The sequence below is a fragment of the Anaerococcus sp. AGMB09787 genome, assembly GCF_022808955.1.
GTDB lineage: Bacteria > Bacillota > Clostridia > Tissierellales > Peptoniphilaceae > Anaerococcus.
On the sequence record NZ_JAKZEY010000030.1, the window covers coordinates 1 to 12,366 of the forward strand.

A 12,366-nucleotide genomic window follows, 5' to 3' on the forward strand; every position below is an offset into this window, starting at 1 on the left:
CTCTCTTACTCTTTCCATCCCCTCAATATTCTGATGCTTTTCCCAATTATCTATCACTATCAAGCCATCATCATTGGTACTAATCATTCCAAAATTTTGAAAGGTTTGTATAGCAAGCCTTACAGTATTGAGAGGCTGATCACATATAGTCGCAAGCATTTCATCTGTGTAATAAAGGTGTTGACCTATATAGATAGCCCCTCCATCATTGGTCTTACCAGCCAGGCAAAGAAGTTGAATCCAAATCAAGAGAATAGCATCACCCTCTGGCATTTTTCGTATCAGCTTTATTTTTTCATCATCAAAGATATTTACTGATAATTTAATCCAGCTTATTCCTGCCATCTAACACACCACCACCTCAATTCCTGTCATTTCTTGTATAGTTCTTTTTATCAGCTTTTCATCTGAGTTTCCGTCTGATAAATGCAACAAGTATATCTTTTTGCACCTAGATAAGTCCGCCAGCTTCAAGGCTTCTACCAAGCTTTCCAAGGACAAGTGATTTTTCACAATCCTATTTCTTAAATTTGTATTTATATTTCCTAATCTTACATTTTCATCAAGCCTAGATTTTACATAGTTACACTCAATCATTAGACACTCACAGTCGGGTATTTTATACTTTAAATATGCAGTATCAGTAACAAATACTAGCGATTCTTTGTCGTCCCTAGTTTTTATGAAATAGCTTACTGGCTCGGCTACATCGTGAACTGCTTCAAAGGGTAAAATTATCAAATCCTTTAACACTTCCGAATAGTACCTAGCTTTTTCGAACGGCCTAAAAGTCTTTAGCCTGTGCCCGCTTACTCCTAGGGCTTCTGCTGTTCCTTTAGTCATGTAACAATCAATACCCGCCTTCATAAGGTCTTTTACTGCTTTTGCATGATCCATATGCTCATGAGTTACTAAGCATGCATCTATTTCCGATACCTTGAAATTAAGCTTTTTTTGAATTACTTTAAAGGGCAGACCACACTCCAAAAGAAGTGTAGCCCTGCCAATTTTGACCTTGTAACAATTGCCACTTGATCCAGTTCCTAAAACTTGTATTTTCATTAGAAAGGTGCCTTATCTAGTTCTTGAAAATCATCTCCAAAAAAATCTGATTGACCTTCTATGTTATCTTCATGCTCTTCTTCAATGTCATTTCCATCTTCATCAATTATTTCTCCAGTATCCAAATCAACATTAGAAGGAGGTTCGATGATTAATTCTTGTTTATTGGCTTCTTCTTCCATATCCATTGCTAAGCTTGTATCTGCTTCAGTCATTTCCGCATTTTGCATTTCGACACTAAGCACTCCATACTTAGTTAAAAGCCTTCTAGTCATTGTCTTTATTGCCATCTCGTCAAAATCGCTATCCCGAACAAATTTTTCTGCCTTGTAGTACTTGCCTTTTTTAGCATTTTCCATGCTCTTATAGCCTTGGGAATGTTTCTTGGCGTGTTCAATAACTTGTTCTCTAGACCGATATAGGACTTTTTCAAACCCATTAACTAACTTAAAGTAGCTAAAGTAACCTATAACTTTATCGCTTTTCTTTTTGCCCTCGATCTTAACACTACCCGTCAAATAATCTTCGCTTACTTCCATACCTTCATATACAACGTTAGCATTAATTGTTTGATATTGGCCTGTTCTCATAGCAAGTTGTATCAACCCCTTATATCCTATTTGGAATTGAGGGTGGGCTACCTTAACCCATTGAGTTTTTCCATTTTCATCAACTATTTTTGTATTTTTGTTATATGGTATGATCCATGCAAAGCCCAGGTTTTTATTAATGGGTAACTTCAAGGTTGCAGCCTTTAAGGCTTCCATTATCACCTCTTTAGGTTCACATTCGCTTAAATTTCCTTCTGGGTCTGAATACACTTCAATAAGTGATGATAGAAAAGCTCCTGCATTTTTCCCTAGACTCTCTTTAAACATTTCTTGAATGCCGCTATTGCTAGTTAGTTGCTTCATTCTGTTAGCTGGTGATAGTTGTTTTCTTTCCTGTTTCATTAATTCTGTCATTTCGTCCTCCTATAAATTTTCAACTCTTATATTTTTAAATTTGCTTACTGATAATGTTATTAATTGACTATTTGTTTCAGCTATATCATTTATAGATTCAGCATTGTCCACAAATACTGGGATTTGCTTATCATAGTGCCTAGACAAGCTTTTAATTACATCGAGTCCCGCATTTATCTGTGCTGCACTATTAAGTGATCCATAAGGCACTCCCTTATAGGTGGCCTCGGCAGTTTCTACAATCCCGCCATTTATCTGTGTATCGAATAGCTTGAACTCAACCTTGATAAACAAATCATTAATTTTATCACTAACTAGATTTGTGTAGGTCTTTATATACTCATCACATAGATAGAGTTTTTCTTGTTGGCTTTCAAATTCTTTTCCTAGCTCTTTTTCTTCGTCCATGTATTTCTTTATTTTTTCGTCCAGTTCGGCATTTAAACCTTGCTTTGATAGTTTATTATTAAGTTCATCTAATCGTTCGCTATAGGCTCTCTTTTGCTCCAAAATCTGAGTATTATCTTCCTTGCCTATGTTTTTTATTTCATCTTCAATACTTTTTATCTTTTCTTCAAGCTTCTTTATTTCTTCAAGCTTCTTATCGCATAGAGTCAAACTCTTAACCTTAGCTATCTGCTCTTGAATTTCTTCTTTTTCTTCTTTGTGTTTTTCAAGGGATTTTGATAGTTTTTCAATCTTAATTAGAAACTCTTCTTTGTTTTTGTTGGAGTCCTCAATGTCTTTTTTATAGCCTTCTATAGCTTCATTAAAACTTTTACCTTGCTTACTCAATTCTTCTAAGTCTTGACTTTTCTCTAAGTTAAAATGCTTTATTATTTCTTTTTTCTTGTCTGGATCAAATTCTTTTCCACAAATAGGGCAGGATAAGCTACCATCAAACTTTTTCTTCTGTATTTCGCCCCACTTGATACGCATTTCACTAAGATATTTTTCATGCTTTTCGATTAGAGTTTTAGCCCTTTCAACCTCTTTATTTTTATCTTCAATAACATTTCTACAATTATTAATTTCAAACTCTGATATAGTGATTTTTCTACCTATTTCAAAGTTTTTTTCTTCAAGGCTCTTAATCTTTTTATTTTTGCTATCTTCAAATTCAGAATTTATCTCTGAAATTTCATTTTTTATCTTTGTAATTCTTGAGTATTTTTCATCTAATTCTTCGCTTACATTTCTAGATCCAGCGAGCTTTTTATCAAGATTTTCAATTTCTTTTTTAAGACCTTCTTTTTCTTTTTTGAGTTCGCTAAAGTCAACTGTAGTTTTAGTATTCTCTAGCTCATCAATCCTAGCTGCTATCTCTTCTAACTTCTTATTAATTTTCTTACAAGTAGCTTTGGTCATTGCTTGAATTTCTTCTATTGTGTGGTTTGATAAGTCGAGGTCTTCTAACTCTTTATTAGCCTCTTTTACATCGTCGATATTTACATCTTTTACTAGACTTAATAGAATCTTCCTACGCTCTTTTTTATCTAAGATTGTATTGAAATATAGAGGATTGGATAAAAGATTGAACTCATCTTCACTAACAATCTTTGATATTTCTTCTTCGTATTCCTTTTTCTTTTTTGGAACGTCATTTATATAGAAGTCTGTGGTATTTCCTGTAAAGGTTTCAGTGTTGGATCCGCGTTTTTTGCTCCAAACTTCCTTATAAACTCTTTCAAATTTAATCTCTTTACCGTCTACATCAAAGACACCTTCTACGCTTGTTTCTACATTATTGATATTTTTCCCATCTTCTTGATAAGGCTTTATTTCATAATCTTTCCTATTTTGACTATCCTTGCCCCACAAAAGCCAAGAAAAACCATCAAATATAGTAGTCTTTCCTGTTGCATTGTCCCCACTTATCTTCGTTAAATCTTTTTCAAAATCAATTTCTTTTTCTTTAAATCCCTTAAAATTTTTAAAGAATAACTTTTTAATTATAATCTCCATTTTCTCTCCTTCCTAGCTAAACAACTCAAACAAATTTATCAAAAGAGATATAAGGGCGATATTCTTTCATATTGTCCTTATTTTCTTTTCTGTCTACATCCGTATTTCTAATCTCAACATTTCCGTAAGAGTCTATCTTTACCACACTATTTGAATTATTTCCAATATATATGTTTCTGTCTTTTAACTCGACTTTTATACCAATTCCATTTTTATCCATTATCTCTCCTTTCTTCTTGTTTTTCATTTAATATTGCTGAAGCATTATAATCATCGATATGATCCTCTGCCCATTTACAAAACATTAACATATCAATATTGTTAATCGCATAATCAGCACTTTCCTCCTCAATTACTGCTTTGATGTCATCAGCGTAAAGCTTTACCATAGCTACTAAATGTTCGCTTATAAATTGTTCAGCATCAAAACTATTCCATTCTTTCATCTCATTTCTCCCTACAAATTCTTCATATTCTTAATCAATATCCTTATAACTTATTGACGGATTTTCTTTAATCACATCAAAGACTTCTTGTATTTGTGTTTTCATACTTCATAACCTCCATATAATACTTGACTCGCTTCATATAAACTCTTTCTTAGGGACTTATTCTCCCTATTAAGCTTCCTATTTTCTTCCCTTAACATTTTTACATCTTGCAAAGTTGGTGATGGTTCTTCGCTCATTTCTATTTCCCTTATTTGGCTTATTGGAAAGCAGACCTTGCTCAACTTAGTCCTAGTCAATAGTCCATTTTGTTCAAGTTTATAGATATATCCTTCACTACAAGACCACCTCTCAGCAAGCTCTTTTATTGATATAATTGTCTTTTCCATAGCTATCCCTCATTTTTTACTATTTCAACCTTATAATTCTGTTCAACAGGGCATAGACAAGCTACTACTTCCTTTGCCTGATAGCATAAAACAGGGCAGCCATTTCCTAGCGTTTTATACTGTGTAGGACTTCCTAGATACTTAAAGAATGAATTATTTACCCATACATCAAAATTTCCAGATTTTAGCAACCTTAAGTCCCCATTTTCCTCTCTGCTTATGAGTCCAACATCTACAAGATTTATTAGCTCGCCTTTATCATCTAAAAATCCTTTTAAAGGCTTACGCTCACAACTCCTATAATCCAAGAAGTTCATATCTTTTGGTATTTTATAGAGCCTATAAAGATCGCCAACATAAAAATTCTTATCATCTTCATCAAAATAAATCTCATTGACCGTTCTCTTCTCTGCACTCTTTATCATTGCTCTCAAGATATCCCTTTGCAGATTAAATACCTTCATTCCTTTTCTCCCTTCTTTCTATCTCATCTTTCAAGTGTCTTAATTTCTCTCTCTTGTGGCGCTCTGGCTTTGACTCAATCCAATTCTTTACAAGATATAACTCGGCTAATGTAAATCTTTTAATTCTTTCTCTGAATTCTGCTTCTCTTACTACTTTCATTTTCTTCATCTCCCTGGTATAGTATGAGTATAAACAAATGTTTAACCGTTATAGTCGTTGCTAGTCGCAACGGCTATATTTTTATTCAAATGAGTTCCCTGTATCTACCACAAACTTCATAAACTCTTCTTTCTTCCTCTCTCTTTTTAACCTTTCCCAGTCTTCGCTCCTCTTAGCACAAGCCTTACAAATCACCACTGGTCTAACCCTTTTACTTCTTTTACTTCTCTTATTTTTCTTATTTCTCATATTCTTCCTCCTATTCCTCTTTGGCGTAAATATAAATCACTTCATCATCTTCAATAGTCCCTACACCTTTTATATCTAAAGCATAGTCAGATCCATTAATTATTGCCATGCATATAACTTCATCATCTTCGTTACATTGTTCTAAAAGACTTATTAAATCTTTAATTTGCATTATTCATCTCCTCTTTTTCCTCTAGTATTTGCTTATATCTCTTATTAACATCAGCCATAGTAAAATCAATTATCCCGTCATCTATAGCTTGCAAAACATGCTTATAATCTCTTCTCTTGGTACTTCCTTGAGACTTATAGCCTATCCCCCTTATAGCCCTATAAGCGTAGCCATAGGCTATTGCTCTCTTGCTTTTATTCCTATAGGCATCTCCGATTTTGCCCCTTACAATCCTGTTCACCTTCTTCTTAATAATCAAATCTTCGAAGGCTTCTATCCTTTGCTCTTCCTTCAAATCCCTTACATCATCTCTAAGAGATACAAGCTCTTCCTCGTGCTTTATAATTCTTTGAGCATTCTCCTTGGCAACTTGTGCCGTTTCATTTTGATTAACAATTGACCATTTAACTACTTCTTCCAAACTCATACTTTCAATATTCTTATTAATCCTTGTAATTTCAGTCATTTAATTCTCCTTTAAATTGCTCTCCACATTCTTATACAATTGCTCGCTAAACTCTCTTAAATACTTAATAGATGACAAAAACATCTTCTTTGTACTGGGCGGTACCTCGTCTATATACTCAGTTAAATACAAAAGCCCTCCTACTTCCTTGATAAATCCCGCTATCCTATAATGAAAGCCTTGAACCTGGTCAATAATTTCCCTCTTGGCATCTTCAGCCTTTAGCTGACTTATAGCCTCTTTCTTCCTATCCCTTTCCATATATAGCTTATTTTTAAGCTCTTCATTATCCTTCAACAATCCGTCTACTTCGTTTTTGAGATCCTTATAATCTTCCGGAATTACTTCCTTCTCGATAACCTCTACTTGATTCTCCATTTGGCTTATTTGCTCGGTAAGCTTTCTATTTGCCTTCTCCTTTTCCTCAAGTTCCCTTTCCAACTCCTTCACTCTCTTATAAGCCTTGTGTGTGCTTATCTCTTCCTTATTCCATTGTTCAAGTGTTTCAGGGTCAGCATTGTCGGCAATATATTTTTCTTTTCTGTAAGTGTCTCTACTTCCAATTCCTAGCTTTTCTGCTACAATATCATCTGTCCTACCCCCGTCAGAATTCTGACTAGGGTCTATTGCTACCCCTGCTTTTTCCCTTTGACTTGCCTTGACCCTCTCAATCCTTTCAAGTTGCCTTGCATAGTCTATTCTTTCTGTCTTAGTAAATTCTTTTCTTTCTTCATTCTCACTAATTTCAATCATCAGCTTATGCTCTGCATCGTCTGGTACAAAGGTTCTTACTTCCACCTGCTTATAGCCTAACTGCCTCATAGCTTCAAGTCGTCTTTCTCCTGCTATAAGCTCGTAATCTGGAGTAACAACGGGTGGATTTATTAGTCCGTTCTTCTCAATATCTTCAGCTAATTCGCTAAGATCCCCTAAGTCCTTTCTGATACGATCATTGACCTTGATTTTATCAATATCTATTAGCATTTATTCTTCCTTTCTTCCTAAAAGTTACTTACTCAAATCTCCCCTTGTTATAACTCAAATTATCAAACAAGAATTAGGATATTAATGTTTAAAGTCATTCAAAGTCTTTTCAATAGCTATTTGAATGACTTTTCTCATATCTATTTTATCCATATCATCTTCCCCATAATGAGTCCCTATATAATACATAAGCCCTTTAAAAGCCATACTATACACAAACCATTTATAGATTGCTAAAAACAACAAAAATCCAACAATATCGTCATAGCTCCTCCTTACTTAAACAAATTCATCTCGCCATTCAAACACTTCTCAAAAGTCTGCACATCCACCAAGTACCTCCACTTGATATTCTCATCCTCTGGTGGCAAAGCAACAGAAAAAGTAAGCTTATCCGCCCTGCACGCTCTCCTTAAAACATCAATAGACATACCAGAAAGCCTACTCTCCGCATACTCCAACCCTTCCACATATTTTGACTTCAATTTATTATCAATAACTTTCTCCATACAAACCTCATTTCAAATCCCTATCGACATCAACTACCAAATCCATCTCATTAATCTCATTGACCAGATCATTAATCCTACCCATATTGTTTTTAAGATTTTCAAATTCACTACTAAGTTCATCAAGCTTATCTTTAAAGTCATCTAGCCCCTTGACCTTAATCTTAATTTTTAAATCCTTTAAATTTTCCATAATATCTCCTAATATTTAATCTTCATAAAGTTCCCACCAGTTAAATTTAAAAGCTTCTCCTTTTATGCCACTATTTAATAGTGGTTTATTCGCAAAAAAAATCATCTTTAATTATTGGCACTTGAATATAATCAGTTGAAATTTTATATATTTTACACAACCTATCAAAATATTCTGCTGGTATTGGAGTGATTCCATTTTCCCAATTTAATATAGTTTTTTCTGATTTACCAATCTTTAATCCTATTTCCTTTGCTGTCATTTCAGCATTAATTCTTGCAGCTTTTAAACTAATTTTTAATTTATCCATTTTTTTCTCACCTCGCTTTCTCAATCACTAATATAAGTTTACCACCATTAAATAGTGCTGTCAACTGTAAAATGGTATTTTTTTTATTTTTAAAATAATATTTTACTTTTAAATAGAAAGATGATATTATGTATATAAAGAAAGGAGAATAACATGAATAATAAAAAAATTCTATCCAAAAACCTTAAAAGAGAGTTAAAAAATAGAAATTTAACTCCAACTGAATTTGCAAGAATAATGAAATACCCAGAAACAACAGTATTCAATTGGATTCATGGAAAAAGTTATCCAAGAATAGATAAAATTCAAGAAATGGCTGATTTCTTTGATATTTATAAGTCAGATCTTACAGAAGACAAAAACGACCTATCAAACATACCAGGAGTAATACCTGTCAAAGCTATAAAGAAAATCCCCATCCTTGGATCCATAGTATGCGGTTATCCTGTATGGTCTGCAGAAAATTATCAAGGCTACTACCCTTCAGATCCTGATATATTTGCTGCTGATTTTTGTTTATATGCAGACGGTGATTCTATGATAGATGCCAATATCCACGATGGCGACTTAGTATTCTTTAAAAAGACGCCTGATGTAGAAAACGGAACCATAGTAGCAGCTCTTATAGACGGAGATGCAACTTTAAAGAAATTCACAAAAACAAACGAAGCCATAATCCTATCCCCTTGTAACGATACCTACCAGCCAATAATTATAAACAAAGATGATGGAAAGGAGGTAAGAATATTAGGAGAAATGATAGCAGTATTGTCGAAAAGAAATAAATAAAAATAAAGAGATGAGAACTTAATCCCATCTCTGCTTTGCTCACTTATATTATATCACATTAGGAGGATTTATGAAGAAAATTTTACTTGCAGTGTTATCTTTATCTCTGCTCACATCTTGTGCTGGCAATAATGACCTAGCTAAAGAAAATGAAACACTCAAAACAGAAAACCAAGCACTCAAAGAAGAAAACGAACAAATAAAAGCTCAAGTCGAAGAAGTCAATGCCAAAATTGACCAATATAATTCCCTCGTTGCCCAAGAGCAAGAAAAAGCTCAAAAGCAAGCAGAACAACAAGACCAAATCCTATCCATAGATGATGAATGGGTTGTAGATGGCCAATGGAAATTAAAAATTCTTGATGTAAAAGCAACGGATGAACGTAACCAAGCTAGTGATAAGAACCCTGCTCAAGTTATAGTGGTTTCTTATACCTATGAGAATTTAGGTTTTGAAGATAGTGTTATGGATGGGTTGTTTTTAACACCTGACCAAGTTATAGATGATAGTGGTAGTGTTGGATCCACTTATCCCCTTGTTTTAAGCAACGTTGCAGCTCAAGCCCCTGTAGGTGCAAAAATAGAACTGGCAGAAGAAGCTTTTGGACTTAATAATGAAAGTTCTGAAGTTTTAGTGCATTTTGTACAATATGATGGCAACGATCAAAAACAAAGAGCAACCTTTAAAGTTCCAGTGAACTAAAAGCAAATAAAAAATATTTGACAAGTAACCAAGCATGATATATTATATTATTAAGCAATATAAATTGCTAAAAAAGTTAATTCATCCTTGGTAGTAGATCTCCCACCATAAGGGAAGCTTCGAACCCAAGGATTTTTTAGTATAAGGAGAAATATATTTATATGAAAGCAGCTATATTAGTTGATGGAGGATATTACAGAAAAGTTGCTTTACCTAAATTAAAAGGCGAAACGGCAAAGGAGGATGCTCGTATTTTAATATCATATTGCATGAGACATCTTAAAGAACGTATAAGAAAACAAGATGTTTTTTATGAATTGTATAGATTATTTTACTATGACTGTCCACCATTAGAAACAAGTATTTATAATCCTTTGACCGATAAAGTCATAAATATGAAAAATCTTGATCATTATAAACGGATGAATGAATTCTTAAACGAACTCAAGAAAAAAAGAAAAGTAGCACTCAGATTGGGTAGAATTTCAGAAAATGATACCCACTATACATTAAAATATGATACAGTTAAAAAACTGATAAAAGGTAATAAAACAATAGACAAATTAGACTATACTGACTTCTTTTTAACATCAAAACAAAAAGGAGTTGACATGAAAATAGGAGTAGATATCGCTTCCCTAGCTTATAAAAAGCAAGTAGATAAAATAATACTAATAGCTGGAGACTCTGATTTCGTTCCTGCTGCCAAACTAGCTAGAAGAGAAGGAATAGATTTTGTTCTGGATCCCCTAGGTAGGAAAATCAAAGACGATCTATTTGAACATATAGATGGGTTACGAGTGTGTGATGATAGATTAACAAATAATAATTAAATAACAAAAACCCCTCTTGTGTAGGCATTTTAAGAGAGGTTAATAAATCAAGTGGATACTATTATATCCACTTCTATTATACCACAAATAGGAGTAAATTATGCAAACATCTTATACAATTAGGCAAAGAAAAGATTCTAACAAATACCAAGCTATCATAAGACAGAAAGAAGGAAGCTCCTGGCACCAAGTAGAATCCAAAACCTTTGACAAGAAAAACCAAGCTACCCAATGGGCTATCAAGACTTCCTCTGAACGGCAACAAAAGATAGAAAACGACTATGAAAAAATGACCTTGGGTAGACTTAAAGAAATATACTTAGACGATCTTAGAGATAGAGTTCGCCCTCACACATATAGAACTAGCGTTTCTTTACTAAGATATACACCTTTAGATGATAAAATTATAACAACAATAAAACCTATAGAATACAAAAACTTCATCAAAAATTCAAAACCTGGCACTATATACAAAATGAAAACTTTTTACAATTATCTTATAAGAGAACTTAAAATAAAAATAGATAATCCATTTTTATATTATCCACGTAAAAAAGCAAAAGAAAAAAGAAATATAGAAGAAAAGGAATTTAAAGAAATAATAAAAAACATATCAAATGATGATTTAAAACTAATATGCAAAATAGGCTACTATGCAGGATTACGTGTTAGTGAAATTCTCGGGCTTACAACATCAGATATACAAAACTCATCTATAAAGGTTACTAAACAATATGATACTAGAAACAAAAAATTCACTCTTCCAAAATCTAAAAATGGAATTAGAACAGTGCCTATACCCAATCACTTAAATAAAGATTTGATGTCATTTATGGAAAATAGAAACGTGTTATCCATAGATAGAAGATTATTTAATTCAAGTCTATCTTTTTATAGAAGGAATCTAAATAAAGCTAGCAAGTGTACTAATAATTCCAATGTAACTTTTCATCACTTTAGGCACTCATATATAACAAGACTAGTACAGAATGGCCTCGACCTAAAAACAACAGCTTACCTTGCTGGAGATGATTTGAATACAATAGTAAAAACTTATATCCATTATACCAAAGACACCTATAAGATAGCAGAAGATTTCATTCAAAAAAATATGTGACGGTTTTGTGACGGGAGAAAATTAGAAAAACACAAACCATTGAAATTTAAATATTTAACAACCCCCACCCCTCACCAACCGTCTTCCTTCCAGAAATACCTCCTTTATGCTATTATATCATAAGAAATATAAATGTCAAAAATTTAATAATATTCAATATTCATATAATTCGATATTTGTATAAATTTTTGATTATGCATAAGATTAAAAATAAAATATTATCGACTCCTAAAGTATTTGGGATATAAAAAGAATATGTTAGTAGTAAATTATATATTAGTAAAATTTTTTAAAATGATGATAAGAATTTTCATATTAAAAATAAGCATAAAAAAAGACTGATTACTCAGTCTAATTTGTTTAGCGGCGTCCTACTCTCCCGGGAGGTCTCCCTCCGAGTACCATCGGCGCTCATAGGCTTAACTTCTGTGTTCGGTATGGGTACAGGTGTATCCCTATTGCTATTGCCACTATATTCATGACCTATCTAATTTACGTAGTAAATTATAGAAGGTCAGACTTCGCGTAATAGAAATCTTTGATTTCGTTATGAAGCCGAAGCTCCTTAATTCCCTATCCAATTCATT

At 33.1% G+C, this 12,366-nt stretch carries 21 protein-coding genes and 1 rRNA gene; 4 read left to right on the forward strand and 18 right to left on the reverse strand.

The genetic code is table 11. The features are described from left to right. The 17 genes from MUN42_RS06775 to MUN42_RS06850 all read right to left on the reverse strand — a co-directional run. Positions 1 to 345 (reverse strand): phage replisome organizer N-terminal domain-containing protein (locus MUN42_RS06775; RefSeq protein ID WP_243343849.1); only part of this gene is annotated, 345 nt, incomplete at its 3' end. Continuing rightward, entirely contained in the window at positions 346 to 1,062 is a 717-nt protein-coding gene (locus tag MUN42_RS06780) for an MBL fold metallo-hydrolase (RefSeq protein WP_243343850.1), read from the reverse strand. Beyond that, positions 1,062 to 2,027 carry a recombinase RecT gene (locus tag MUN42_RS06785; RefSeq protein WP_243343852.1) on the reverse strand — a complete coding sequence of 322 codons (966 nt, stop codon included), beginning with the start codon at positions 2,025 to 2,027 and terminating at the stop codon, positions 1,062 to 1,064. The genes MUN42_RS06780 and MUN42_RS06785 overlap by 1 nt, the downstream gene beginning before the upstream one ends. A gap of 9 nt (positions 2,028 to 2,036) precedes the next feature. Beyond that, positions 2,037 to 3,992, reverse strand: a complete 1,956-nt coding sequence (locus tag MUN42_RS06790) for an AAA family ATPase (RefSeq protein WP_243343855.1) — start codon at positions 3,990 to 3,992, stop codon at positions 2,037 to 2,039. Positions 3,993 to 4,017: 25 nt separating this feature from the next. Further along, on the reverse strand, positions 4,018 to 4,212 hold the full coding sequence (locus MUN42_RS06795; protein ID WP_243343857.1) for a hypothetical protein: 195 nt from the start codon (positions 4,210 to 4,212) through the stop codon (positions 4,018 to 4,020). Continuing rightward, positions 4,205 to 4,438 (reverse strand): hypothetical protein, encoded by a 234-nt coding sequence (locus MUN42_RS06800; protein ID WP_243343858.1) that lies wholly within the window; start codon positions 4,436 to 4,438, stop codon positions 4,205 to 4,207. The genes MUN42_RS06795 and MUN42_RS06800 overlap by 8 nt, the downstream gene beginning before the upstream one ends. Positions 4,439 to 4,539: 101 nt before the next feature. Next, positions 4,540 to 4,830 carry a hypothetical protein gene (locus tag MUN42_RS06805; RefSeq protein WP_243343860.1) on the reverse strand — a complete coding sequence of 97 codons (291 nt, stop codon included), beginning with the start codon at positions 4,828 to 4,830 and terminating at the stop codon, positions 4,540 to 4,542. 2 nt (positions 4,831 to 4,832) lie between these two features. Continuing rightward, on the reverse strand, positions 4,833 to 5,294 hold the full coding sequence (locus MUN42_RS06810; protein WP_243343862.1) for a hypothetical protein: 462 nt from the start codon (positions 5,292 to 5,294) through the stop codon (positions 4,833 to 4,835). After that, on the reverse strand, positions 5,281 to 5,454 hold the full coding sequence (locus MUN42_RS06815; protein ID WP_243343864.1) for a hypothetical protein: 174 nt from the start codon (positions 5,452 to 5,454) through the stop codon (positions 5,281 to 5,283). Before MUN42_RS06815 ends, MUN42_RS06810 begins: the two co-directional genes overlap by 14 nt. An 81-nt stretch (positions 5,455 to 5,535) precedes the next feature. Further along, the gene (locus MUN42_RS06820; RefSeq protein ID WP_243343866.1) at positions 5,536 to 5,703 is read right to left on the reverse strand and encodes a hypothetical protein; all 168 of its coding nucleotides are present in this window, start codon (positions 5,701 to 5,703) and stop codon (positions 5,536 to 5,538) included. A 10-nt stretch (positions 5,704 to 5,713) separates the two neighbouring features. Then, the gene (locus MUN42_RS06825) at positions 5,714 to 5,875 is read right to left on the reverse strand and encodes a hypothetical protein (protein ID WP_243343868.1); all 162 of its coding nucleotides are present in this window, start codon (positions 5,873 to 5,875) and stop codon (positions 5,714 to 5,716) included. Then, a complete protein-coding gene (locus MUN42_RS06830; protein WP_243343871.1) occupies positions 5,865 to 6,341 on the reverse strand; it encodes an ORF6C domain-containing protein in 477 nt (158 codons plus the stop codon). The genes MUN42_RS06825 and MUN42_RS06830 overlap by 11 nt, the downstream gene beginning before the upstream one ends. Then, positions 6,342 to 7,325, reverse strand: coding sequence for a ParB N-terminal domain-containing protein (locus tag MUN42_RS06835; protein ID WP_243343873.1), 984 nt, complete (start codon positions 7,323 to 7,325; stop codon positions 6,342 to 6,344). A gap of 81 nt (positions 7,326 to 7,406) precedes the next feature. After that, on the reverse strand, positions 7,407 to 7,532 hold the full coding sequence (locus MUN42_RS09805) for a hypothetical protein (RefSeq protein ID WP_279323814.1): 126 nt from the start codon (positions 7,530 to 7,532) through the stop codon (positions 7,407 to 7,409). Positions 7,533 to 7,600: 68 nt separating this feature from the next. Beyond that, a complete protein-coding gene (locus MUN42_RS06840; protein ID WP_243343875.1) occupies positions 7,601 to 7,834 on the reverse strand; it encodes a hypothetical protein in 234 nt (77 codons plus the stop codon). A gap of 7 nt (positions 7,835 to 7,841) precedes the next feature. Next, positions 7,842 to 8,027, reverse strand: coding sequence for a hypothetical protein (locus MUN42_RS06845; protein ID WP_243343876.1), 186 nt, complete (start codon positions 8,025 to 8,027; stop codon positions 7,842 to 7,844). 85 nt (positions 8,028 to 8,112) lie between these two features. Continuing rightward, positions 8,113 to 8,337 carry a helix-turn-helix transcriptional regulator gene (locus MUN42_RS06850; RefSeq protein ID WP_243343878.1) on the reverse strand — a complete coding sequence of 75 codons (225 nt, stop codon included), beginning with the start codon at positions 8,335 to 8,337 and terminating at the stop codon, positions 8,113 to 8,115. 153 nt (positions 8,338 to 8,490) lie between these two features. On the opposite strand from MUN42_RS06850, the gene MUN42_RS06855 reads away from it, so the two are divergent. From MUN42_RS06855 to MUN42_RS06870, 4 genes are all read left to right on the forward strand, one after another. Beyond that, a complete protein-coding gene (locus MUN42_RS06855) occupies positions 8,491 to 9,126 on the forward strand; it encodes a LexA family transcriptional regulator (RefSeq protein WP_243343880.1) in 636 nt (211 codons plus the stop codon). Positions 9,127 to 9,196: 70 nt separating this feature from the next. Next, on the forward strand, positions 9,197 to 9,829 hold the full coding sequence (locus MUN42_RS06860; protein ID WP_243343882.1) for a hypothetical protein: 633 nt from the start codon (positions 9,197 to 9,199) through the stop codon (positions 9,827 to 9,829). A 161-nt stretch (positions 9,830 to 9,990) separates the two neighbouring features. Then, a complete protein-coding gene (locus tag MUN42_RS06865; protein ID WP_243343883.1) occupies positions 9,991 to 10,662 on the forward strand; it encodes an NYN domain-containing protein in 672 nt (223 codons plus the stop codon). Between the two features lie 100 nt (positions 10,663 to 10,762). Further along, positions 10,763 to 11,779, forward strand: coding sequence for a site-specific integrase (locus tag MUN42_RS06870; RefSeq protein ID WP_243343884.1), 1,017 nt, complete (start codon positions 10,763 to 10,765; stop codon positions 11,777 to 11,779). A gap of 358 nt (positions 11,780 to 12,137) precedes the next feature. Here the strand turns inward: MUN42_RS06870 and rrf are convergent. Next, positions 12,138 to 12,254, reverse strand: a 5S ribosomal RNA gene (gene rrf / locus MUN42_RS06875). Between the last annotated feature and the right edge of the window lie 112 nt (positions 12,255 to 12,366).